Source organism: Agarivorans gilvus (assembly GCF_001420915.1).
Taxonomy (GTDB): domain Bacteria; phylum Pseudomonadota; class Gammaproteobacteria; order Enterobacterales; family Celerinatantimonadaceae; genus Agarivorans; species Agarivorans gilvus.
The window spans coordinates 1,649,813-1,672,429 of record NZ_CP013021.1 but is presented as its reverse complement, the minus strand read 5'-3'; the positions used below and the strand labels follow the sequence as shown (position 1 = coordinate 1,672,429).

Below are 22,617 nucleotides of genomic sequence, written 5' to 3'. Positions count from 1 at the left end.
GCGTTCGTTGCACTGAATTGATCAACAAGGCCGAATATAAGCCCAAAAAGGCTTATTCAAATCTCGATCAACCCATAACATTAAGATCGAGTGTGTAGTTCGCTGAGCGTTCACAAATGCTTTTTTCTTTAGCTTAAAGCCTTTATTTAATGTTTCGCCATATGAGGGACCACTCTTTACCTGACTCAAAACAATCAACCTTTCATTGTCATACCAAGGGTGATTGCATGACAAAATCAAGTCGATCTTTCTTCCATCTTCTTCTCTAGATCCCCAACTAATTTCTGATCTAGTCGCCAAAACTAGCTTTGCAGCAGCTAAACTCTCCGCATCTCCTCCATTTACCCCATTAAAAGCATTAGTCTGCTGTATTACAGGCAATGGGGCATGTTGTATTAATGATGAGTTATTCAAATTCTTGCTCCCTATATTTTGGGGACTCGGTTACCAACGCCAAGCTAAGCGGCGCGTTTTTAGCGTCCGCTTGAGCTTTTTGATACTCATTGAGCCTTCTCCCTCAACCTAGTTCGAAGAACTAAGCTGAAGGCGACGAAACCAAATAGGAGAAGACTCAATGAGATTTTACACCCAACAGCACCCTTATTACTGTGGCATCGATCTGCACGCTCGCGTTCTTTATGTTTGCATCATTAATGATAAAGGCGAGAAAGTCCTACATCAAAAGATCCCCGCTGAGAAGGACGCTCTTTTAGAACTCATCACTCCTTACCAAGACCAAGTCGTTATTGGGGCCGAATGCATGCACTGTTGGTACTGGGTCAGCGATTTATGTCTCGACTATGCATTTGAATTTGTACTCGGCCATGCGCTCTACATGAAGGCTATCCACGGTGGTAAAACAAAGAATGACCGCATCGACTCTTATAAGATAGCCATGCTTCTTAAAGGCGGGAACTTCCCTATTGCTTATGTCTATCCTAGGCAAATGAGAGCAACGCGCGATTTGCTGCGCCGTCGAACTCGTATTGTCAGACATGGGGCTGATTTGAAAGCTCATGTCACCAATACCTTCAGTCAATATAACCTTCCTGCCCATAACCTTAATCTGCGCTACCCATTTGCTAGAAAAGAGCTGCGGAATTGCTTTGCTGATCCGTCGGTGCAGAGAAACGTCGATATTGATTTGAACATCGTTGACTTCTATACCCGAGAACTTTCTAAAGTAGAATGGTTTATCGAGAAGCATGCCAAATACCATAGCGCTCAAGATTACAGTTTGCTCCGTACCATCCCCGGTATTGGCCGCATCTTAGCCCTCACCATTATCTACGAAATTGGAGACATCAAACGATTTTCCAGCGTTCAGAAGTTTGCCTCATATAGCCGGTTAGTAAAATGCAAAGCTGAATCAGCAGGCAAGATATATGGTACGAGTGGAAACAAAATCGGTAATGCGCATTTGAAGTGGGCATTTTCAGAAGCGGCAGTGCTTTATCTAAGGGGAAATGAGGAAGCGAAGCGATATCTGCAACGTTTACTAAAACGCATGAGCAAGGCCAAGGCGTTATCGGCATTGGCGCATAAGCTTGGTCGCTGTGTTTACTTCATGCTAAGGAACAAAACAGTGTTTGACCCAGAACGCTTCTTGTCGAGTTAAGTCGCTCAGTAGCGTGAGCTGAAGATCTAACTGGTGCTGTGAATGAGTATATTAAATGGCCGCCCCTAATGGCATAAAGCCGACGCATAGGCCTTTTATACCAACGAAGGGCGTTGTTTCCTAAATCAGATTGAACTAACTCAGCAGTCGCGGATCTGATCTGTATCTATATCTGTCGGGTCACCAAACATGGGTAAAGCGAAAGGCAACATCACCAACTGGAAGCTGTACAACAGTGCACTGAAGCAACGCGGCTCATTGACCTTCTGGATAGATGAGAAAGCCATAGAACTATGGAATAACACTGAGCGTAGTGGTCGTCGAGGGCGCAGCCAAACTTACAGTGACACCGCTATCGCAACTGCGCTGATGATTAAAGGCGTATTCAAGTTACCACTGCGCGCTCTTGAAGGCTTCATCAACTCATTGTTTCGCCTGCTCAAGGTCGACTTAAAATCTCCCGATTACAGTTGTATAAGCAAGCGAGCAAAGACTGTTGAAGTCAACTATCGCCTACCTAGCCAAGGTCAAGTGGCTCACCTCGTTATCGATGCTACAGGTCTTAAGGTGTTTGGCGAAGGAGAGTGGAAGGTGCGTAAACACGGCGCTGAAAAGCGTCGAGTCTGGCGAAAACTGCATATGGCAGTAGATGCCCAGAGCCATCAGATAGTGAGTGCTGAGGTCTCGATGGACTGGGTTCACGATAGTGAAGTGTTACCCACCTTGTTGAGACCGCTGCGGCGCAAAGTGAAAGCAGTAAGCGCTGATGGTGCCTATGACACACGGCAGAGCTATCAAGAAGTACAACGTAAGAAGGCTGTTGCACTAATCCCTCCACGCAAGAATGCAGGTATGTGGGAAGCGGGTCACCCACGGAACGTTGTAGTAAAAGCCTTGAAGCAAGGTGAGTTGGAAAACTGGAAACGGGACAATGCTTACCATCTTCGTTCACTATCGGAGACGGCGATGTATCGTTTCAAACAACTGCTTAGCGACAAGTTGAGTCTACGTTGTTACAACGCCCAAGTCGGCGAAATCATGGCCGGAGTGTGCGCGTTGAACAAAATGAGCAGGCTAGGTATGCCTGCTCGTCAGCTAGCTGAATAAAGAGGAAAGCGCCTTGAGGTTACTGCATTCTTGGCTCTGAATTGATCAACAAGGCCCCAACGAAGTACAAGCCCGATTGCTTTGATTAGCCACGCTATTGGTGCGCCATAGTGACGAACAGCAAAGTTGCTTACACCTGAACCAAGCCTGAAACTAACTGAGCACTGAAGCTCCTGGGTTTGAATAGAGCTGGTGAAGGTTAACCGATGAATGTCTAGTGGCCCTGTAGCTCGCCTACAGGCAGCGGAGAGACCGCAATAAGAGACCCTCTATATGTGTTTGCCGTAAGCACGCTTAATGGCGGAAATGACAGAGCGAAGTAGCCAGCTTCGCTGTTCGATACGATTGGCTGCTGACGCAGCCAATAAGTTCGTATTACCTATTGACGGGAGGAAGGCTCATATGTGTTATATTTTTACTCCAGTTCATTTACTAAAAATATCTTTACTGGTGACATTGAACATTCTTCACTTGAAGCATCACTTTTTGTTATTACTACAATTTTTTTACCGCCAATAGGATAAAAATCAACCTTATGAATAAGGGTGTAAAGATCTTTGCCAATCTTTTTTGAGCCAAGCAAAGTTACTTGAGTTGTTTTTGGATCGTAATTCTCAGATGTTATCAATTGTTTTTCTTTTAGTGCACCATAGGCAACAGAAGGAGCCCAATTGTCAGGATTGTGACATTCAGGAATGGCGCATTGAGCAAAAGTTGAAAACAAACAGGTAATATAAATCAGTAGTTGCCTCATTAGCTAACCACCTTTAAATATCGAACACCACTTTGCCATATTTTTTGTCTGGTTGCCCGGCTTAAAATTATACAGCCAGAAGAAGCCGTTCCTGGATTGGCTTTTGAGTCTCCATGAATTTGAAAGCTCGATCTTCCATGTGCGTTATGGTTATAAGGCTCTAATGGCAAAACATATGCACCTGTTTTAACGCTTGTTCTTGGTGATAATATTTTCCACCATCCTCTAGGGATTGGCCCCATGCCTCTTAAATGCTCAAGGCTAGGTGTGTCTTTTGCTGTGCCTTTTCCTGAATATCCACGTTCAATTTTTCTTTTCCCAAAGTAAATATTTCCATTTGATTGTTTGTATTCCCAATATATATAAATTTTCATATGTTCTATAGGTATTGACATAAGTCCTCCGTGAATTGATAAAAATATAACAGGCTATTACCCGGACTTCTCATTAAACCTCGGCGATTTCTACCTAGGTAAAACTCATTCCAAGTAAAATTATTCATTAATCACAATAACTTACCAGTAAAAACCAAAGTTTCACAGCGCTTATTGATAAAAAACAAAGCGAGAACCGATTTACCGCGCCAAATTTTGGCGCGGTAAATTTAGAGGCACCAAAAATAACCCCTTAAATTTATAGGCTTATAATAACAGGCAAAAACAAAGCGAGAACAATTTAGGCCTTTTTAGGCTCGCTTTGTCGTACATTTTGCAGCATTCCATGGCCTTGTTGATCAATTCAGTGCAACGAACGCAGTAACCTCAAGGCGTTTTCCTCTTTATTCAGCTAGCTGACGAGCAGGCATACCTAGCCTGCTCATTTTGTTCAACGCGCACACTCCGGCCATGATTTCGCCGACTTGGGCGTTGTAACAACGTAGACTCAACTTGTCGCTAAGCAGTTGTTTGAAACGATACATCGCCGTCTCCTATAGTGAACGAAGATGGTAAGCATTGTCCCGTTTCCAGTTTTCCAACTCACCTTGCTTCAAGGCTTTTACTGCAACGTTCCGTGGGTGACCCGCTTCCCACATACCTGCATTCTTGCGTGGAGGGATTAGTGCAACAGCCTTCTTACGTTGTACTTCTTGATAGCTCTGCCGTGTGTCATAGGCACCATCAGCGCTTACTGCTTTCACTTTGCGCCGCAGCGGTCTCAACAAGGTGGGTAACACTTCACTATCGTGAACCCAGTCCATCGAGACCTCAGCACTCACTATCTGATGGCTCTGGGCATCTACTGCCATATGCAGTTTTCGCCAGACTCGACGCTTTTCAGCGCCGTGTTTACGCACCTTCCACTCTCCTTCGCCAAACACCTTAAGACCTGTAGCATCGATAACGAGGTGAGCCGCTTGACCTTGGCTAGGTAGGCGATAGTTGACTTCAACAGTCTTTGCTCGCTTGCTTATACAACTGTAATCGGGAGATTTTAAGTCGACCTTGAGCAGGCGAAACAATGAGTTGATGAAGCCTTCAAGAGCACGCAGTGGTAACTTGAATACGCCTTTAATCATCAGCGCAGTTGCAATAGCGGTGTCACTGTAAGTTTGGCTGCGCCCTCGACGACCACTGCGCTCAGTGTTATTCCATAGTTCTATGGCTTTCTCATCCATCCAGAAGGTCAATGAGCCGCGTTGCTTCAGTGCACTGTTGTACAGCTTCCAGTTGGTGATGTTGCCTTTCGCTTTACCCATGTTTGGTGACCCGACAGATATAGATACTGATCAGATCCGCGACTGCTGAGTTAGTTCAATCTGATTTAGGAAACAACGCCGTTAGTAATGCGACCCGCTTGATTGCCCTGAGTGACTGATGCAGGGGGCGCGTTTTAAACTAAACCAGCACTACAGCCCCGCCTCTTTAATATTCCGCCTTATTTATTATTGCATGTAAATTAATGATTAATTTAACAATATTGTTGACGAACTTGTTATTAGGTTGGTAGCATCGCCAACTTATTGACTCTATAGTTAATATCCCATTGTTCGAGCAGCAAGGAAGCATATGTTTAAGGCAATCACAGCGAGCGAGGTATAAGGAAAGATGATGCAAGCTCACTCAGGCCCCACAGAGTACTCTAGGTTTAAGCAAACACGCTTAGTAGACGAGTTTGGCCAGTCTTATATTTTGTTACCAAAGCATCTTAGTCACTCAGCAATGCTAGGTGAAGCAGTTAACCGCCACATCGATAGCTATCGGGCGCAATCGCTATTACTCAACCACAACAGCATGTGGGGGCACCGTTTTGATGTAAATAAGCTTTACTTCGATCTATCGGGTGACTACATGGCTAATCACAAAAGCGAGCAACAAAAAATTGCTTGGCTCAGTAATGGTATAGCCAGTGGTGAAGTCAAAGTATTTAAAGGCGAAAGTTTCGCAACGCCACCTCCTAGCAATGTGGAAGGAGGCTTACCTGTTGCCACTGTTCCAGAAATTGTAAAAACTCGCTCGGCGTCGACTGAAGAATCCCTCGGTCACGGCGGTCAATCTACAGAAGACATTCGCGAAGCTTTAGAATTGTATTGCGCATTACCAGATGGCTCACCTGCGGCCAACTTGCCTTACAAAGCAACCTTAGCAGATGGCACAGTATTAAAAGGCATGCTCGATGCTGATGGTCAAGCTAACATAGCAAACCTTGAACCTAACAATGTAGATGTTGAATTTGGCGAACAGCCTGATGTTGCTGCGATAGCGGCAACCAGAGCAGAAATCACTGGCGTGTTAGATGCCATCATCGCTGCTGAACGTGCCGAAGGTGCGCAAGTTGCAGCCGATTATAATGAGCTTAACTTCGCTCAAAAGGGAATCGCTAGTATAGGTTCGCTGCTAACGGGGCTAGCAGGTGCCTTAGCCGATACGGCAGAATGTAGCTACAACCTTATAAAGCTTGGCTCTATGCAAGGGCAACTTAAGCGAGCCCTTAACGCTGGTTGGGATGCCTACAATGTAGATGACGATAAAGGCTGGGCAGAGAGCTTTGCCAGTAATTGGAGCACCAACCAGCACCAAGCTTATGTAAAAGCATTGGGTTTTGACCCCGCCTCCATCACTAAACAAAAGCTTGCTGAAGCCTATGAAATTGCTAGTTTCATTAGTGATGACAGTGAAATACAAGCCGCTCTAGTACAGTTTGTTAAAGATTTTGCCAAAGCGCAGCACCACACCGAGCTGACAGAAATGGGCGGGGCTGCCATCTTCGACATTGTACTAAGCGCCATTTTAGTGGCCCTTAGCGGGGGAACAGCAAGCGCCGCCATCGCCGTAAACCGAGTGCGTCATTTAGACAAACTTGGGGGCTTATTTAAAAAGCTTGCTAAGCAACTGAAACAAAAAGCCAGATTTAAAACTAAATCCGGCCGTACCGGCGGAAAAGTTGAACAACAAATTGCTAAGCCTACGGGGGCGCAAGTGCCTACTGATGCGGGTAAACAAAAGCCTGCTAATCATAAGCCAAAGCGTATTAGCCCAGTACAAACTATCGATGAAGCAGAAAAGCGCTTAAGCAGAGCTAAAGATGCTATTGCCGAAGCCAGAGCCTCTAATTCTCCACTGCCAAAAACACCCTATACCCTTGAAGATAAGCTGAATATTGTAGAAAACGGCCTTAACGAGAATGTGTTAGTGCGTATTATTGAGACTGGTCACTCAAAGGACTCTGGCACAATTGGTCAGGTTAAGAATGGCCGCGCAGTGACATGGACCGCCCCCATGAGCCAAGTCGAGCATGCGGATAGCGACGCGAAACTCATACTGAATGCTTTTGGTACTAGATATGACCCAAATAAAAATTACACGATGTTGCTTATCGATAATCAACAATTGGCTGAAGCAGGGGATGTAGTATCTATTATTCCCACTTTCGATAACATAAATAAAATAATTGCTAATAACCCTGATATGGGGATTGGCCCAAGCATTGCTAAAAAAGTAATGAACGAGGATTTTGCTCCTAAATATGAAGATTTTGCCAATAAAGCGTGGGAAGCGGGTGTGGATATGGATGATTATCAGGAAAGAAAAGTTTTTGCGAAGTCGCTGGGACATGATATTGACACCGCTGAGTTATTGAGCGAGCGGCATGATATAGCTACCAAAATTAGCGCATGGGAAATATTCACTGGTAACGGTATGACTCGTGATACTAATGTTGTTGAGAAAGTAGCTTATGGCCCTGTCGAAGTCTTTACGTATGATAAAAATCCACAGCAACTAGGTAAGTTAGAAAGCCTGGGGGTGATTAAGCGAATTGATTTATAAGGTAATCTAAATGAGATTTAAAAATTTACATGTTGAAGATCTAGATAATAATCCAAATACCGTTTTAGTCTTTAAGTCATTAAGGTCTAACGGTAAATATCGTTTCTTTTACTTGTTGTTAATGCATGATTATCTAGTGTTGGCATCAAAAGGGTGTTTTCCTGCGGTAAATGGCCAACCAGAAAAGTGGTTAGGTGGCACAGATATAGAAATACCTAAGTCAGGTTTATCTTGGTTTATCAATGCTATTGAGCAGAAGTTCATGAAAACAGAGGCTGAAGGCGGTTTAAGGAAAGGCGAGTTCACGTACGCTAAGGAAATCGCTGGTGAAAAACTTGTAACTAGCCGCTGGTTTGGTACGCCCGGTTATGGATTAGCAAACGCAAGTCGTAATAGATATGGAAGCGTTACAATTAAAAAGCAGCAAGAGTTTTGTTTTACTGATGAAATGTTATTTGACAATGGCTTACTAGAAGAGCTCAAGGTGATTGCAAGTAAAATTGATAATGGCGAGCTCTAGAGGTACCTCCGTTATTCTGATGCTAAGTGAACAAAAAGATGATGTTATCGCAATCTCAAACTACTTACTCGATCGATTTAGTGAGTATGCGATAGTCGACTCTAGCCCTGAAGGGCGTTTGCAAGCGCAGCTACTTTGGGTATTAGATAAGCTAAAGGAACCAAACTTTAGTTTACCTCTTCCAGCAGAACAATTAAGTACCCTACGCTATATATACACTGATGGAACCTTAAGCTTTCATGCTAGTGATCCTGACGATATAAATTCTATATTTGAAGAGATCGAACTTCCGCTAGTGCAGCTAATAAAGATTCTTAAGAAAGGTCAGTTATTAATTAAACCCGAGTATTACCCGCACATTTCGAGGGTCATAGAGGCGCTTATTTTTTGTTTGAAAAATGCTACTAGGGTTCTCAGTACAAATGAAGTCATTTTTCTCAAAGAGTTGGAGGAGCTTAAGTTAGATATTGATAGCGGTAAACAAAAGTTACCATTTCAAAGCCATCTACCAAGGTTCCCTGGATATACTGCTGTTGGAGGTTTTGGCGGGAATTCCATTGATGACATACCTAAAGCTAAAGAGCTCTATAAAATTTTTGATGGAGCCGTGTTTTGTGGCAATAGACCTCTAGCTTGGATAAATGAGGCTGCGGCTAAACAAGCGGTAGAGGAACTTATTATTAATTCATAGTATGAATAACCTCCCTGTCTTTGATGCATCTACTTTTGTGCCAGTGCCTCGCAAGCCAGAATGGCCGGTATACCAGCCGGAAAACTTACCTAGCGCTTGGAAAAAAATTGCCGAGATTACTGATGTTAGGTTTAAAGATACGGTTCGTGATTGGCAGCTTTACTTTGATGGAGCTATGTTAATTATTCATTATTGGAATGATGGTATTAGCCCTTTTAGTGGTGAACCATATCGCTATGTAGAGCAATACGAGTTCCCCATTGGTGCAGCGGCTTGGTTTGTAGAAAACCTACCGCGTTTTTTCAATGCTGGAGACCCCTCTAAGCCACAACCCTCAAAGGGCTTTCATCACTACGACCGCACGGGTAGTGGCGGCGAAGGTTTAGGGATATCTAGGCTCATCCACTCTATAGGCAAAGATATTCCCGGTTACGGTTTAGATAACCTAAGCCGCTGCGGTCATCCTAATATGGTTCTATGCTAAAGCTTCGAGATGATTGATGGTTTTTTGTTCGATTTTTATGCTTTTAGTCAATATCAATAAGCGCCAACTCTGCCAAGCTTTAGCCTCCATTAGCACAGAAACTAGCCGGAGTGGATATGGACGGCAGAGTAAAGCATGTAGATATCGCAAAGGGTATTTCGATTAGTCTAGTGGCCATGCACCACAGTGAGTTACGGACTCTGTTTCCTGATTTTGTTGAAGGAATGGGGCTTTTTAGAATGCCCTTGTTTTTTGCCTTGTCAGGCTTGTTTTTTTCTTACGCGGCTAAGCCTAAACCATTCTTACTGAACAAAGCTGATGCTCTACTAAAGCCTTATTTTGCGGTATTGCTTTGCTTGTTGCTGATAGCCGCGTGGCAAGGAGAGAGCGACATTCTATGGCGCCTTAAGGGGATATTTTATGCTTCGGGTGCCACTATTGATTGGGGGCCTCTTTGGTTTTTACCCCATTTGTTCTTAGTGTATTGCTTTACTTATATCTTGTTTCGTTACTGTGGTTTTTCTCGCTTGCCTCGCTGGATATCGCTGTTGCTGTTAACGGTATTTCTGGCCTGGGGAGCTCACTATGTAGCTTACTTTTGGCATTCCGATCTCGTACTTTTTTCTAGCAACATACACTGCTATGGCTTGCCGTTTTCCCTAGATATTATTCCGCTCTCGTTGTTCTATTTTATGTTAGGGGTGCTGTTTAAGCAGCCACTGTTAAACTTCAAGGCTAAGCCTATTTTAGGCGCAATATCGCTGTTAGTGGTGATAGTCATTGCTACTTATACCGAAACTCGCTCTGATTTCAATATGCGCCTGTACCAACCCGTGTTGTTCGCTACAATCGCTGCCTTGGCTGGATTTTACTTTGTTTTAACTGTGTCTTGGTTTATTTGCAGAAGTCCGCTGGTGAGTGTCGCTCCTTTAGCTTTGGGAAAAGCGAGCTTATATATCTTGATTTTTCATAGTGTTATCAGTCGGCAGGTTTACGCTTACATCTCAAAGGGGTTTAGCAATGCCACCACTTTAGTGCTGTTAGCGATAACGGCTTATGCTTGTAGTATTACTGTGCCGCTAGTGATTAAAGTACTGGTTGAGAAAAGCGCAGTATTGTCTTTAGCGTTTCGCCCCTGCAAGCTTAATCCTTTGTTTGTTAGAGATAAGTCGGCCAATTAGCGCTTGTTACTAAATTCGTCATTTGGAGCATATTGGCAGTCTAAAGTCAGCATTAAATAGTTGTAAATTCTCATCATGTCCAAGCTGGTTCTCTAAAAGGATGCGTTGCTACGCATCCTTTTTTGTCTTTAGCCACAACAAAGCTTATGGTCGATTAAGCAGCGTTGTTAGAAGCCTTTATCATAACTTAAGTGGCTTAATTAACACTGTTGATTGTTGTTGTGTTTGCTATTGTCGAATACGCGGTAACCTTATTGCGCCCGTGTTGCTTTGAAAAATAAAGAGCCGTGTCGGCTTGAGCCAGTAACGAATCTATATTTGAGCTTCCCGGTAAACTCTCTACCACTCCAAAGCTGGCAGTAAACTGAATGGATAGCTGTTCATGTTCTAGCTCGATTTGACTGACTTTCAGGCGAAGGGTTTCGGCAATATTGATCGCGTTATCTTCTCCAAGATTAGACAACATAATGGCAAACTCCTCTCCCCCCAAGCGGGCGATGATATCGGTGGAACGAAGGTTGTTTTTAAGCGTTGTTGCAAAAGCGACTAGCGCTTGATCGCCCAGAGCATGGCCGTAAGTGTCATTGAGATTTTTAAAATTATCGATATCAACCATAATTAAACTCAGCGAATTCTGTTGCCGATAGGCCTGCTCCAATAACTGCTCTCCATAATCGAAAAAAGCACGGCGATTACTGAGTTGAGTGAGAGGGTCGCTATAAGCTAAGAGCTCAGCACTTTCCTTGGCTAGCTCTAAATCGCGGGTTCGGGCTTTAACTTTCTCATCTAGCACTTGGTTCAGTTCTAACAATTCGTGTTGGTGCTTGTTTACCCTCTCAATCATTTGGTTATAACTGTCTTTTAAGATGAGCAGTTCGTTTTTATCCGTCCAGTTAATTGCTAAATCTATCGCTTGTGGAAACTTGCTGTTTTGCTGAGAAATTTTTAGGGTGAATTCTTTGAGTGGTTTGCCTAAATGCTTGTTAATGAAGAAATAAATAATAAACCAAAGCACAAAGGTTTTGATGACTGAGTTGATTAAAATAAGGATGAAGCCATATTTTACTCGCTCAAAAACCAGTTGGTCATTCGAATAAAGCGTAACTGTTCCTAAGGGAATGTCCTGGCTAAATGCGGGGCCTTGATAATAAATGGGAAATTCGTGTGCGAACAGAGCGTTAGCACCCAAGCCAGTGAGTTTTTGTTCTGTAGCTAGGCCTTTCGAGTCGTAATACTCAACCTGATTTTGCTGATTAAACACAGCACCGACTTGGATGTCCATTTTGTGGTCAAGTGAGTTGATTTTGACTCCGACCACGATGGGCAGGTTGTACATGCCTTGTAGAATTGATTGCAGTAATTCTTGATTATAGGTCCAAACTGAGTCGGAAATTCCCTTGCCAAAGGTGGCTGGCAAGGTTTGAATTTCATCATAAAATTCTTTTTTGGTGTTTTCGTATTCTTTGTAAAGCTGTACCACCGTGACCAGAACGGCTACCAAAAAATAAAGGCCAAAGATAATCAGCAGCAGATGCAGCGCAATCGATTGGCGATAACGTTTTAACAAAGCTCGCACTTAACAGCCCTTAAGGTTTGGGGTACTCAATTTATTTAACCTGCCAATCTTGAATGCCATAACGCTCCAATAATTGACTTAAACGACCGTCTTCTCGCATTTTCAGGGTTTCTTCAGACAAGATTTTTGCATACTCAGCGGATTTAGGGTTTTTAGGTGAAAAACTGGCGTAAACATCAATCACTACACTAGTGGTGCCGGAAACTTTGATTTGCTCGGACTGACCCATTTGCTTGATTTTGTATTCCAATACGCTTTTGTCTTCAATAACCGCGGTTAAGCGACCATTGATTAGCATTTCAAGCAATCGTTCTAATGGTTTTTCTCCGGTGATGGCCAGTACGTTTTTGGGATGTTGATTAAAGTACTCCATTACCGTCGGGTCAACATAGTCATAGCCTTTAATAATGCCAATCATTGCGGCCTGCTCAAGCGAGTCTTTGCCCGTATACTGCCAATTTGAGTCTTTATGGCTAAAAAAGGTACTGTTGCTCTTGCCTAGAGCAAAGTCTGGAAACACAAAGTCTGGGGCTTCTTCTCTAAAGCAGGCCATGGTTCCGTCGAGCTTGCCTTCTCTAACCAATTGCAGCCCACGAGAGTAAGACACTTCAACAAATTCGACTTGATGCCCTCTTGCTTTCATGGTTTCAACTAGCAAATCACCTAGGTAACCCACTTTGCCTTGGTTTTGACTTGCGATGCAGTCGTAAGGACACCATTCATCAGTTGCGATTCTTAGTGTATCTGCAAAAACAGAACTAGAAAAAAGTGCAATAAAGCTAGCAAACAGAAGGCTAAAAGTGAGCGATTTTTTGGTGAGTTTAATTTGTTTAGTGTGTGCCAGCATAATTATCATTCCCTGTATTATAAGCTACTGACAGTATAGGAGTTTTACCATAACAGTGCCACGAGAGTTGCTGGCTTTAGTTTGGAGATCTCTATCGACATTAGCTGGGTTTGGCCGCAAAATTTCAGCTATAAGGCTATATTCCCCTAGTTTTCTAACGCGAGTAACGTTTATAAAACTATGCTGTTAGGCATTTTACTCAGCGTTTACTATAGGGTTTATTCGCACTCAGGCATATTTGCTCAAACAAGGAAATCTATATTGCTGGTATATTGGCCTCTTAAGCGTATAGCTATTCATTAAAATCGGGTGATAGCTAAAAGTTCAATGGCTAATCAGCATTTAAGCGTGATGCTCAATGCTGGGCATTTTTATATCGAAATTGGATTTGTGCTTAAAGTGCTGTGGTTGGACTTAAGGTCATCTCAAATCATAAACATGGAGAAGACATGCAGTTTGCTAAGGCATTTAATTATAAGAAGTGGGCAAATAAGCAATTGCTTAACTTTGGGGAACAACAACTCTCACAGCTCACGGAAAGTGATAGCACGTTTTTCATTAGAATTTTAAACCATACTACGGTGGTCGATAGCCTCTTTATCAGCCGAATTTTGGGAGAGCCCGAAAAATATAGTGGTGATAATACGCCTGAGACTCCAACACTAGCGGAGCTACGCAATACAATGAATCAAAACGATTCGTGGCTGGCTCAGTATGCGGAATCTGTATCCGAAGAAGAACTGCAAAGGGTTATTTCATTTACTTTTGTTGATGGTGATACAGGGCAGATGTCAGTCGAAGAAATACTGCTTCATTTGTTAACTCATGGCAGTAACCACAGAGGCATGGCATCTAGGGTGCTGGCAAAAAATAACCTAGAACGTCCTAAAGACACATTTACTCGGTATCTACATCAAGCAGAGTCTTCAAGAAGGACAGCAATTTAGCCGTTTAGAAACGTTTAAGCCAAGGACCAAGGCGTGGCTTTTTTCGTGGCAATGGGTTGAGTGTAATATGAGCTTGTTACGCGTTTGAGTTGGTCTATTATTTAAGCGGATGTTAACTGCCGATCAAATTAAGGAGAACAAAGTGAGTCCTACTGAATATCCAATTAAAGGTTCGTGTCAGTGTGGCAATGTCCAATATGAGTTATTAGAGCCACCGTTAATGGTTGCCGCTTGCCATTGTAAAGAATGTCAAAAATTGTCGACTAGTGCATTTAGCATAACGGCGATGGTTAAAACCGATAGTGTTCAGTTTCATGGTGAAATGAAAACTTGGAGCCGAGTAGCGGATAGCGGCAATACTAATGGCGCAAAATTTTGCCCCACCTGTGGAAATAGAATTTACCACTTTGATCCTAACGAGCCAGATAAACTAAAGCTTAAACCTAGCAATTTATCGGATACCAGCATTATTAATCCTACAGTTCATGTATGGGTAAGTGAAAAGCAAGATTGGTATCAAATACCAGAGGGCGTCAAAGTTTTTGATAAGCAGCCCTAGCAGCCGCTGCTAAGGCATAAAGTCAGCGCTAACTAAAGCTGCCACTGCTTTAAGCCTTAGCTCTGGTTGGTTTCCCTCGCGAAGCTAGCCAGTGTGGCTATTTTAGTTAGAACTGGCAGTCTTGACTAAACAAGACTGAATAAAGTAACCTTTTTACATCACTTCTTCAGGAGATTACGCCAACATGAATAACTAAACCTGTCATCCATCTCTTATTTTATTTTTGGATTTACAGGGTTAGTAGGCGTAGCTCACTCTCCGATATTTCTTTACAAGTACATTCTGGATATTTTAAGCGCTTGAATACGCGCGAGTATTTGCATTGATCTGATCTCTATTAACTGTTTAGCTACGGCTGTTGTCCCTGTCTTACAGGAGGCAAATTATGCCAGTTTTACAGGCTTACAACATAAGCCATCAATTTGATAATGGCGACATGCTGTTTCAACAGTTGTCATGCTCCATGCTTAAACGTCGTGTTGGCTTGGTCGGGCGTAATGGTGTGGGTAAATCGATACTAGCTTCAATATTGTGTGGTGAATTAGAGCCATCAAGTGGAGCAGTCTCGCTACCTAAGTCATTCGCAGTTTATCGTCAGCAACCCTCTCACTTGTTATCAGCTGGGCTTACCATTGGGCAGTTCTTAGGTAAAGCAGAGGTACTTGAAGCGTTAAAGCGGGTTGAATCGGGGGACTGCTCTGAACATTGGTTCGACGTGATTGGAGAGCAATGGGATTTATCCGCGCAGCTCACTCAGCAGCTTAAACAGCTAGGCTTGCCATTAGATGTTGATTTTCCTTGTGCTCAACTCAGTGGTGGCCAATTGGCACGATTACAGCTTTGGCAGTTATTTAACCGTGACCCAGAGTTATTGATTCTCGATGAACCGTCCAACCACCTTGATACTCACGCTAAGCAGTGGCTATTGGAAATGATGCAAGCGTTTCACGGAGCAATTTTACTGATCAGTCATGACCGAGTATTGCTACGTGAAGTGGACGAAATATGGGAGTTATCTGGGCTTGGCTTACACGTTTATGGCGGAAGCTACTCGTTTTACGCCGAACAGAAACGCACCGAATTACAAGCCTTGGAACGACAACTGGTAAGTGTTGATAAGCAGAAAAAACAGCTGCAAGTACAAGCACAACGAAACCGAGAAAAGGCAGAGCAACGCGCGGCTCAAGGAAACAAATTGCGTAAAGAAGGTAGCCATGGAAAAAGCTTACTCGATGCTAAAAAAGATAAAGCCACCGCACGGGCCTCAAATCGCAACAAAAACCAGCAATTACGTGAAGCGCAGCTAGACGATAAAGCACAATCCTTAAAGGCGAGAAAAGAGCAGCTGAAAGAGCAAAAGCTCTATCTCGAAGACAGCCCAAGCCGACTGCGTAAAGTGGTATCGCTACTCGATGCTGTATTGCCTTTTGCTAATGCTAAGCCTATCTCAATGCAAGTGTATGCCCACGACAAAATTCATCTGACTGGCAACAACGGGTGCGGTAAATCAACCTTGTTAAAAACCCTATTAGGCGAGTTTTCTTTACTAAGAGGAGAGCTGCAAATAAATACGTCGTTGTATTATCTTGATCAGCATTTCGGTGTTATTCGAACAGAGCTATCGATATTGGATAACTTGATTCAGCAGTGTAAGGGAATCAAAGACAGCGATGCCAGAACATTGCTGGCGGGTATTGGTTTTCGCCGAGACAGTGTGTTTCGCCTTGGTAGCATGCTTAGTGGCGGCGAGAAGATGAAGTTAGCGATGCTTATCGTTAGTCATCAACTAGACCAGCCCTTGTTACTCTTAGATGAGCCAGATAATCACCTAGATCTGGATTCAAAAATGATGCTGGCGCAGGCCTTACAACACTATCGCGGTGGTTTCATTTTAGTGAGTCATGATAACGATTTTGCCAATGAGTCAGGAATTCAGAGACAAATCGCTTTATCACCTAACTAGCAAGCTAAGCGGTAGATTAACCGGGGTAACATAAGCTTACCCCAAGGTATCTACGCAGAGCTATTTGCTTTAACTCTGCCTTACTTGGGGCTTGTTTTATGGGGAAAGCAGCAAAGTCAAGCCCATGCCGCATTTGCAAGTTTAAGCCAATGTTATGGCTGTGCTTGTGCAAGCTGCTATGGCTAGCGCCATGCTCTGTTAAACTGTGAGCGTGCACCATCACTGCGCTGTTTTTTAGCACCTGATTGCGTCTTTGTTTCATGCTGGTTTGTTGGCTTTTGAACTTAGTCTTGTTTCGCCAATTTAGCTTGGGGTAAACGCTGAGCCAGGCTCGCTTAGCGTTAAGATTAACGCCATACAATAGCGACTATCTCAACGAATAATGGGTGAAAAAACGATGCAAGTAGCAGGAAAATGGGCCTTAGTCACCGGTGCCAGCCGAGGTGTGGGTTTACGCGTGGCTAAAGCCTTAGCCGCCCAAGGGGCTAAAGTAATTGTACACAGCCGCAGTTTGGCTGCTTCGCAGCGAGTAGTAGATGAAATTACTGGCCAGCAAGGTGTGGCCTATGCGGTGGAAGCGGAGCTGTCTGATAACCAAGCCGTGGCGAAGCTCGTTGCTCAAGTTAATCAATTAACCGGGCACTGTTTAACGGTGTTATATAACAATGCCGCAATTATGACGCCATGGCGAGAAGATGCGGTAGTACCTGCGGCAGATTATGCCCTGAGTTTTCAAGTTAATTGCATTGCCCCAGCAAGCTTATGTGACGCCTTCTTGCCGCAAATGAAGCAGCAAGGTTTAGGGCGCATTGTAAATGTTACCTCGGGCATTGCCGACCAACCCCAACTAATGGCGTATAGCTGCTCGAAAGCTGCTTTAGACCGTTATGTGCGAGACATGCTGCCTAGCTTAGCGGGCAGTGGCGTATTAATGAACTTAATGGATCCCGGTTGGTTGCAAACCGATTTAGGTGGCGAGCATGCACCTAACCATCCAGATTCGGTTATACCGGGTGCCTTGGTTCCGGTATTACTTGAAGACGATGCCGGTAGCGGACAACTCTACTGCGCCCAAGATTATGCCGAGTAAAGGCTCTAATAATCTGGTGATTGGGTAACTGAAGAGATGTTTTAGCAGCTTAGGCCTAATAAAGGCTTAAGCGGCTAAGTTCTTGCCTTAGAAAACCTGCCTGCCATTTGGCTTACTGGTGTTAATGAAGGCCTAACCCCATATTCCTGCAATTCCGTCTGCCACTCCGAACATACTCCGCAACTTAGCCATGACATAGCCTTGCCATAACTTGCGCCGACTCTGGTTCTTATTAAGTTATCTTATTGTATGATTGCTCAATAGTTTTAAGTTATTGTTACTGCGGGGATAGGTGGTTAGCTACTAGTTTGCTAGGAAGGTTAAGCTTGCAGGGGCATAGAAACTAAATGTTAGGCATCGGTAAACGTTAAATGAGGAAGATATGACAACAAAAAAATTTGATTTAAATATCGACCGTATGCTTGAAAATTGGGATGCATTTCACGCAATTCGAGAGATCATCGCAAATGCACTCGATGAGCAGATATTAACTAATACGCAAGATATAGAAATTTTTTGTGATGATGAAGGTTTGTGGCGTATACGAGACTTTGGACGTGGTATAAGGCACGAGCATTTCACTATGAATGAAAATGAGGAAAAGCTTGAGCATCCAGAACTCATCGGAAAGTTTGGCGTGGGGTTAAAGGATGCTCTTGCCACATTCGATCGTTTAGGAATTGAAACACTCATACACTCTAAGTTCTGTGACGTTTCATTTGACCGTTCGTTGAAGCATGATTTTGATGATGTCATAACATTGCATGCTTGTATTTCTAAGCCGTCCGATCCTAGCTTTGTTGGGACTGAGTTCATTTTAAAGGGGTGCACTAATGAAGATGTTGAGAAAGCAAAGCGTCTATTTTTACGATTTTCAGGTGAAGAGATTCTAGAGAAAACGCAATATGGCCAAGTCCTAAATAAAGTTAGTGAATCTTCATATATTTACATAAATGGTATACGTGTTGCCGAAGAAGAAAACTTCCTGTTTTCCTATAACATAACTTCGTTGACAGCTGCTATTAAAAAGGCTCTTAACAGAGAGCGAACGAATGTAGGAAGAACAGCATATTCTGAGCGTGTTAAGTCAATTTTACTTGCCTCTGCCTCTGATATAGTAGCCGAAACTCTTGTTAATGATTTAAACAATTTTGGTTCAGGTACTTTACATGATGAAATGAAGTGGACTGATGTATCAGTGCATGCTTCGAAAATAATCAGTGCTTCGGGTAGTGTTCTTTTTCTTACAGATGAAGAAATAATGGATTCATCTCGTTTTGTTGAGGAGGCTCGGTCAAATGGTAGGCAAATCGTTACAATCCCAAAAACAGTAAAGGAAAAGCTACTCGGGCAGGTTGATACGGAAGGTAATGCGATACAAGATTTGGGTAATTTTGTTTCGGAATGGAATGACCGCTTTGAGTTTAAATTTGTACCGCATGAAAAATTGACACAAGCAGAACGAACTGTATTTGACATGACAGGTAGAATAGCAGCTCTTGTAGGTGGGCTTCCTTCAAAAGTTCTTTCCGTTGATATATCGGAAACGATGCGTCCTGAATCTGGTGGTTTTACGGAGGCGTCTGGACTATGGACTGGTACGCAAATCATTATTAAGCGTACAGAGTTAGATTCTATCAGCAAATACTCCTCTACATTGTTGCACGAAATAGCACATGTACGCAGTGGTAAAACTGATGTGACTATTGGTTTCGAGCAGGAGCTGACATCGCTTCTTGGAATGGTTGCGGCTAAAGCAATCAAAGCTATGAATATTGATAAAGAGGCTATAATGGAACCTAAAAATTTTGAAGTTAGAACCACGCAAAGGCCTTCTCTGCCATCGAGTACTAATGTAGATCTTTCAAGTAAGCGAGGGTTTTGGAGCAGGCTATTTGGTCGTGCTAAATTGTAATAGCTCGTTATCGGCTTTAGTATCCCTCGTTCGCTAAATTAGCTCATCAGTCGCAACCCAGCGAGCACCAACTCTACGCTGTGCTCGCTTTTTTGTTGCCTAATAAGCGCCTTCGCTGTAGGTCAGCTCGTAGCTGTGGCTGTGAAATTCTAGAATGGGTCTTCCATGTAAATCATGCGGTAGGGCTTCTCTCCGGGGTAGTAGTAACGTGGCTCTTGCATGCGTTTTTTACCGCCCGCGGCAACGATGCGTTCTACCAATTCTTCTAGATTGGGGTCTTGCACGCTAAAGTATAAAACCGCGATTTTTAGTATTACTGGCTGAGTAGCAAGGCTTGCCATATTGGGTTTAAACTAGCTATAGAATTTACTGCACAATGGTTTCGATGCGGTGGCCGCCTTGTTGGTTGCATAACACGATGTTATAGCTCTAAAAGAAAAGGAACCTTCAAATGATTTCACTCGAGTTTTTAATCACATCACTCGTGGTTGTTGTTATTCCCGGTACTGGCGTTTTATACACTGTAGCTACGGGTTATTTATTGGCAAACGAGCCAGCTTTATTGCTGCTCTGGGCTGTACGCTAGGCATTATTCCAGCCTTGCTTGCCAGCTCGTTGGGCTTGGCTGCGTTATTTCATACTAGCGCATTGGCCTTTCAGGTTGTTAAATATTTGGGGGCAGCTTATCTGCTTTATCTAGCATGGCAAATGTGGCGGTCATCGTCGCCACTTTCGGTAAATAAACAGGCTAAAGGCACTAGGTACACTAGCATTGCGATCAAGGGCTTTTTACTAAATATCTTAAATCCAAAGCTTTCAATATTTTTTCTAGCATTTCTACCGCAATTCATACCATCAAACACAGAACATGCGCTTTATCATATGTTTATTTTGGGGGGAGTATTCATGCTTATGACGCTGGTTGTTTTTGTTCTATATGGCTTTTTATCGGGGAGTTTTAGTCAATTCATCGTTAACTCCAAAAGGGCAACCGTAGCAATACAAAAGCTATTTTCTGCAAGTTTCGCTGGTCTTGGGCTAAAGCTGGCATTTAGTGAGCGGCTATAACAGGCTTATAAACTCACTACTAAACTAGCGCTTAACTGTAAGCGAGCACCAATTCTACGCTGTGCTCGCTTTTTTATGGCTTAATAAGCGCCTTCGCTGTAGGTTAGCTCGTAGCTGTGGCTGTAAATCTCTAGAATGTTGCCAAAAGGGTCTTCCATGTAAATCATGCGGTAGGGCTTCTCTCCGGGGTAGTAGTAACGTGGCTCTTGCATGCGTTTTTTACCGCCCGCGGCAATGATGCGTTCTACCAATTCTTCTAGGTTGGGATCTTGCACGCTAAAGTGAAATACCCCGGTTTTCCAGTATTCAAAGTTGTTCTCTGGATTGCTTTGATTTTTAAACTGGAACAGCTCTACACCAATGCGGTCGCCGGTGGAAAGGTGGGCGATAGAAAAACGCTCCCAGCCGCTGCCAAATACATCAGTACACATTTCGCCAATGGCACTGTCGTCTTCTGTAATTTCTGTGGGTTGCATAATTAAATACCAACATAGTACTTGGGTATAAAATTCTACGGCTTTGTCTAGGTCTGGTACCGAAATCCCGATGTGGGAAAAGGTTCTTGGAAATGTGCTTTGCATAACTTGCTCCTCAATAGTTGATAGGGGCAGTTTACAAATAGCGGTTAATAACTTTAAATTATCATTAGTGATTTTTATGAGTACGTTTTCTAATGATAAATACCACTTGGCTGAACACCTTTTGTACCTTGGTGGAGGTGGGCCACTTCACCCGCACCGCCGAGCGCCTGCATATGACCCAATCGGGGGTAAGCCAGCAGCTACGTAAGTTAGAAGAGCAATTGGGCACACCGCTAATTGTGCGCCAAGGTAAGCAGTTTACCCTCTCCGAAGCGGGTCAGCGTTTTTATGACGAGGCGCGCGAGGTATTACTTAGCTTGGCGCATTTAGAACAAAGCTTGGCGGACGACCCCGAAGACGAGGGTGTGGTGCGGGTGTGTTCACCGGGCAGCGTAGGGCTTAAGCTTTACCCGCAACTATTGGCCTTGCAACAAGCCCATCCCAAGCTGGTGATTGAGTATCGTTTTGCGCCCAATGCCGAAATAGAAAAAGCCATCGCTAAGGGGGAAGCCGACATCGGCTTAATTAGCGCGCGCTCATCAATGGCAGAGGTAAAGAGTGAGAGCATCGCCACCGAGGCCTTATTGTTAGTCACCCCTGCTAAGCTGGGTAAGCCTACTTGGCAACAGCTGATGGACTTGGGCTTTATCGACCACCCCGATGGTGCGCATCATGCCGGTTTATTATTGGGGGCAAATTACGCTGAGTTTCAGCATGCTAGCGACTTTCCTCGCAAGGGCTTTTCTAATCAAATCGGCCTAATTATGCAGCCGGTAAGCCTAGGTTTAGGTTTTACGGTATTGCCTGCCTATGCGGTAGAAGCCTTTGGTAATAGCGATAAGGTAAGTGCTCACTCGCTAGCTAAGCCAGTGAACGAGGAGTTATTCCTGTGCCTTAAACGCTATCGTGCTTTACCTAAACGCATTCAGATGGTGACGGCCAAGATAAAGCAGTGGCTTTAAAAGTAGCCTTTAAACACTTGGCTATAGGCCATGCTCATGTCTTGGGTGCAGTGTAAGTTGTGATTGCATAGCGCTGCTGATGCTGGCAGTGTGCTTAGGCCCATCTTCATCGTATAAGGTAACTAATGGAAATGATAAATAGACCGATTAATCGGCATCAGGCCTACCATGCCCATGTTTATTTTGATCAAGACAGCTTGGCCTTTGCTAGCGAGCTGTGTCATCAAGCCGGCGAGAAGTTTGGTTTAAAGGTGGGCGGGTACATGAAAAATGTGTAGGCCCCCATACTCAGTGGAGTTGCCAGATCATCTTCAACCACAAAGCCTTTGACGCTTTTATTCCGTGGTTAGATGAGCAACGTGGGGAGTTAAATGTATTGGTGCATGCCTTATCGGGCAACGCTATTGATGATCACACCAACTACGCTTATTGGTTGGGTGATCCGGTTGAGCTAAATATGGACGCATTTCTCGACTAAAACGACGGTTT

General features: G+C 43.7%; 23 protein-coding genes and 2 pseudogenes. 16 read left to right on the top strand and 9 right to left on the bottom strand.

All coding sequences use genetic code 11. The features are described 5' to 3' along the window. Positions 1-21: 21 nt before the first annotated feature. A complete protein-coding gene (locus AR383_RS07810) occupies positions 22-414 on the bottom strand; it encodes a hypothetical protein (protein ID WP_055732623.1) in 393 nt (130 codons plus the stop codon). 160 nt (positions 415-574) lie between these two features. Between AR383_RS07810 and AR383_RS07805 the strand changes: the two genes are divergently transcribed. Then, entirely contained in the window at positions 575-1,618 is a 1,044-nt protein-coding gene (locus tag AR383_RS07805; protein ID WP_055732622.1) for an IS110 family RNA-guided transposase, read from the top strand. Between the two features lie 189 nt (positions 1,619-1,807). Then, complete coding sequence (locus AR383_RS07800; RefSeq protein ID WP_055732621.1) at positions 1,808-2,725, top strand: IS5 family transposase; 918 nt, start codon at positions 1,808-1,810, stop codon at positions 2,723-2,725. Between the two features lie 415 nt (positions 2,726-3,140). Here the strand turns inward: AR383_RS07800 and AR383_RS07795 are convergent, their stop codons facing one another. The 3 genes and pseudogenes from AR383_RS07795 to AR383_RS21240 form a co-directional block, all read right to left on the bottom strand. Beyond that, entirely contained in the window at positions 3,141-3,479 is a 339-nt protein-coding gene (locus AR383_RS07795) for a hypothetical protein (protein WP_055732620.1), read from the bottom strand. Further along, the gene (locus AR383_RS07790) at positions 3,479-3,874 is read right to left on the bottom strand and encodes a tlde1 domain-containing protein (RefSeq protein ID WP_198150218.1); all 396 of its coding nucleotides are present in this window, start codon (positions 3,872-3,874) and stop codon (positions 3,479-3,481) included. The genes AR383_RS07795 and AR383_RS07790 overlap by 1 nt, the downstream gene beginning before the upstream one ends. 383 nt (positions 3,875-4,257) lie before the next feature. Beyond that, positions 4,258-5,175, bottom strand: a pseudogene (locus tag AR383_RS21240) (IS5 family transposase). A 349-nt stretch (positions 5,176-5,524) separates the two neighbouring features. Here AR383_RS21240 and AR383_RS07780 point away from each other — a divergent pair. From AR383_RS07780 to AR383_RS07760, 5 genes are all read left to right on the top strand, one after another. Further along, positions 5,525-7,744: a hypothetical protein gene (locus AR383_RS07780; RefSeq protein WP_157051670.1), complete on the top strand. Its 2,220-nt coding sequence runs from the start codon at positions 5,525-5,527 to the stop codon at positions 7,742-7,744. Between the two features lie 10 nt (positions 7,745-7,754). Further along, a complete protein-coding gene (locus tag AR383_RS07775; protein ID WP_055732618.1) occupies positions 7,755-8,264 on the top strand; it encodes a hypothetical protein in 510 nt (169 codons plus the stop codon). Further along, positions 8,251-8,955 carry a hypothetical protein gene (locus AR383_RS07770; protein WP_055732617.1) on the top strand — a complete coding sequence of 235 codons (705 nt, stop codon included), beginning with the start codon at positions 8,251-8,253 and terminating at the stop codon, positions 8,953-8,955. Before AR383_RS07775 ends, AR383_RS07770 begins: the two co-directional genes overlap by 14 nt. Position 8,956: 1 nt before the next feature. Continuing rightward, positions 8,957-9,439 carry a hypothetical protein gene (locus AR383_RS07765; protein WP_055732616.1) on the top strand — a complete coding sequence of 161 codons (483 nt, stop codon included), beginning with the start codon at positions 8,957-8,959 and terminating at the stop codon, positions 9,437-9,439. A gap of 116 nt (positions 9,440-9,555) precedes the next feature. Continuing rightward, positions 9,556-10,620 carry an acyltransferase family protein gene (locus tag AR383_RS07760; protein ID WP_083481540.1) on the top strand — a complete coding sequence of 355 codons (1,065 nt, stop codon included), beginning with the start codon at positions 9,556-9,558 and terminating at the stop codon, positions 10,618-10,620. 196 nt (positions 10,621-10,816) lie between these two features. Here the strand turns inward: AR383_RS07760 and AR383_RS07755 are convergent, their stop codons facing one another. Continuing rightward, complete coding sequence (locus AR383_RS07755; RefSeq protein ID WP_055732614.1) at positions 10,817-12,196, bottom strand: diguanylate cyclase; 1,380 nt, start codon at positions 12,194-12,196, stop codon at positions 10,817-10,819. Positions 12,197-12,227: 31 nt separating this feature from the next. Further along, positions 12,228-13,043, bottom strand: a complete 816-nt coding sequence (locus AR383_RS07750; RefSeq protein ID WP_055732613.1) for a substrate-binding periplasmic protein — start codon at positions 13,041-13,043, stop codon at positions 12,228-12,230. A 449-nt stretch (positions 13,044-13,492) separates the two neighbouring features. Here AR383_RS07750 and AR383_RS07745 point away from each other — a divergent pair, with 449 nt between their 5' ends. From AR383_RS07745 to AR383_RS07735, 3 genes are all read left to right on the top strand, one after another. Then, entirely contained in the window at positions 13,493-13,990 is a 498-nt protein-coding gene (locus tag AR383_RS07745; protein WP_055732612.1) for a DinB family protein, read from the top strand. A 142-nt stretch (positions 13,991-14,132) separates the two neighbouring features. Beyond that, on the top strand, positions 14,133-14,549 hold the full coding sequence (locus AR383_RS07740; RefSeq protein WP_229711170.1) for a GFA family protein: 417 nt from the start codon (positions 14,133-14,135) through the stop codon (positions 14,547-14,549). Between the two features lie 385 nt (positions 14,550-14,934). After that, positions 14,935-16,512: an ATP-binding cassette domain-containing protein gene (locus AR383_RS07735; RefSeq protein ID WP_055732610.1), complete on the top strand. Its 1,578-nt coding sequence runs from the start codon at positions 14,935-14,937 to the stop codon at positions 16,510-16,512. Positions 16,513-16,528: 16 nt separating this feature from the next. Here the strand turns inward: AR383_RS07735 and AR383_RS07730 are convergent, their stop codons facing one another. After that, positions 16,529-16,774, bottom strand: a complete 246-nt coding sequence (locus AR383_RS07730; RefSeq protein WP_157051669.1) for a hypothetical protein — start codon at positions 16,772-16,774, stop codon at positions 16,529-16,531. Between the two features lie 135 nt (positions 16,775-16,909). On the opposite strand from AR383_RS07730, the gene AR383_RS07725 reads away from it, so the two are divergent. Beyond that, positions 16,910-17,602: an SDR family NAD(P)-dependent oxidoreductase gene (locus AR383_RS07725; protein WP_055734987.1), complete on the top strand. Its 693-nt coding sequence runs from the start codon at positions 16,910-16,912 to the stop codon at positions 17,600-17,602. 382 nt (positions 17,603-17,984) lie between these two features. After that, complete coding sequence (locus AR383_RS07720; protein WP_055732608.1) at positions 17,985-19,517, top strand: ATP-binding protein; 1,533 nt, start codon at positions 17,985-17,987, stop codon at positions 19,515-19,517. Between the two features lie 99 nt (positions 19,518-19,616). Here the strand turns inward: AR383_RS07720 and AR383_RS21720 are convergent. Then, a pseudogene (locus AR383_RS21720) lies at positions 19,617-19,810 on the bottom strand (VOC family protein); the annotation flags it as partial. Positions 19,811-19,940: 130 nt separating this feature from the next. Between AR383_RS21720 and AR383_RS07710 the strand changes: the two are divergent. After that, entirely contained in the window at positions 19,941-20,585 is a 645-nt protein-coding gene (locus tag AR383_RS07710) for a LysE family translocator (RefSeq protein WP_335338400.1), read from the top strand. A gap of 80 nt (positions 20,586-20,665) precedes the next feature. Here the strand turns inward: AR383_RS07710 and AR383_RS07705 are convergent, their stop codons facing one another. After that, on the bottom strand, positions 20,666-21,166 hold the full coding sequence (locus AR383_RS07705; protein ID WP_055732607.1) for a lactoylglutathione lyase family protein: 501 nt from the start codon (positions 21,164-21,166) through the stop codon (positions 20,666-20,668). A 92-nt stretch (positions 21,167-21,258) separates the two neighbouring features. Between AR383_RS07705 and AR383_RS07700 the strand changes: the two genes are divergently transcribed. The 3 genes from AR383_RS07700 (at position 21,259) to AR383_RS07695 (ending at position 22,606) form a co-directional block, all read left to right on the top strand. Beyond that, positions 21,259-22,128, top strand: coding sequence for a LysR family transcriptional regulator (locus AR383_RS07700; protein WP_055732606.1), 870 nt, complete (start codon positions 21,259-21,261; stop codon positions 22,126-22,128). A gap of 125 nt (positions 22,129-22,253) precedes the next feature. Further along, positions 22,254-22,406: a DOPA 4,5-dioxygenase family protein gene (locus AR383_RS21980; RefSeq protein WP_232304789.1), complete on the top strand. Its 153-nt coding sequence runs from the start codon at positions 22,254-22,256 to the stop codon at positions 22,404-22,406. After that, the gene (locus AR383_RS07695) at positions 22,346-22,606 is read left to right on the top strand and encodes a DOPA 4,5-dioxygenase family protein (RefSeq protein WP_232304788.1); all 261 of its coding nucleotides are present in this window, start codon (positions 22,346-22,348) and stop codon (positions 22,604-22,606) included. Before AR383_RS21980 ends, AR383_RS07695 begins: the two co-directional genes overlap by 61 nt. The last annotated feature ends 11 nt before the right edge of the window (positions 22,607-22,617 follow it).

What these genes read in the sequence shown, in the direction of transcription:
- AR383_RS07805 (WP_055732622.1), top strand. Translation starts at nt 575, where the DNA reads ATGAGATTTTACACCCAACAGCACCCTTATTACTGTGGCATCGATCTG.
- AR383_RS07800 (WP_055732621.1), top strand. Translation starts at nt 1,808, where the DNA reads ATGGGTAAAGCGAAAGGCAACATCACCAACTGGAAGCTGTACAACAGT.
- AR383_RS07795 (WP_055732620.1), bottom strand. Translation starts at nt 3,479, where the DNA reads ATGAGGCAACTACTGATTTATATTACCTGTTTGTTTTCAACTTTTGCT.
- AR383_RS07790 (WP_198150218.1), bottom strand. Translation starts at nt 3,874, where the DNA reads ATGTCAATACCTATAGAACATATGAAAATTTATATATATTGGGAATAC.
- AR383_RS07780 (WP_157051670.1), top strand. Translation starts at nt 5,525, where the DNA reads ATGATGCAAGCTCACTCAGGCCCCACAGAGTACTCTAGGTTTAAGCAA.
- AR383_RS07775 (WP_055732618.1), top strand. Translation starts at nt 7,755, where the DNA reads ATGAGATTTAAAAATTTACATGTTGAAGATCTAGATAATAATCCAAAT.
- AR383_RS07770 (WP_055732617.1), top strand. Translation starts at nt 8,251, where the DNA reads ATGGCGAGCTCTAGAGGTACCTCCGTTATTCTGATGCTAAGTGAACAA.
- AR383_RS07765 (WP_055732616.1), top strand. Translation starts at nt 8,957, where the DNA reads ATGAATAACCTCCCTGTCTTTGATGCATCTACTTTTGTGCCAGTGCCT.
- AR383_RS07760 (WP_083481540.1), top strand. Translation starts at nt 9,556, where the DNA reads ATGGACGGCAGAGTAAAGCATGTAGATATCGCAAAGGGTATTTCGATT.
- AR383_RS07750 (WP_055732613.1), bottom strand. Translation starts at nt 13,043, where the DNA reads ATGCTGGCACACACTAAACAAATTAAACTCACCAAAAAATCGCTCACT.
- AR383_RS07745 (WP_055732612.1), top strand. Translation starts at nt 13,493, where the DNA reads ATGCAGTTTGCTAAGGCATTTAATTATAAGAAGTGGGCAAATAAGCAA.
- AR383_RS07735 (WP_055732610.1), top strand. Translation starts at nt 14,935, where the DNA reads ATGCCAGTTTTACAGGCTTACAACATAAGCCATCAATTTGATAATGGC.
- AR383_RS07730 (WP_157051669.1), bottom strand. Translation starts at nt 16,774, where the DNA reads ATGAAACAAAGACGCAATCAGGTGCTAAAAAACAGCGCAGTGATGGTG.
- AR383_RS07725 (WP_055734987.1), top strand. Translation starts at nt 16,910, where the DNA reads ATGCAAGTAGCAGGAAAATGGGCCTTAGTCACCGGTGCCAGCCGAGGT.
- AR383_RS07720 (WP_055732608.1), top strand. Translation starts at nt 17,985, where the DNA reads ATGACAACAAAAAAATTTGATTTAAATATCGACCGTATGCTTGAAAAT.
- AR383_RS07705 (WP_055732607.1), bottom strand. Translation starts at nt 21,166, where the DNA reads ATGCAAAGCACATTTCCAAGAACCTTTTCCCACATCGGGATTTCGGTA.
- AR383_RS07700 (WP_055732606.1), top strand. Translation starts at nt 21,259, where the DNA reads ATGATAAATACCACTTGGCTGAACACCTTTTGTACCTTGGTGGAGGTG.
- AR383_RS21980 (WP_232304789.1), top strand. Translation starts at nt 22,254, where the DNA reads ATGGAAATGATAAATAGACCGATTAATCGGCATCAGGCCTACCATGCC.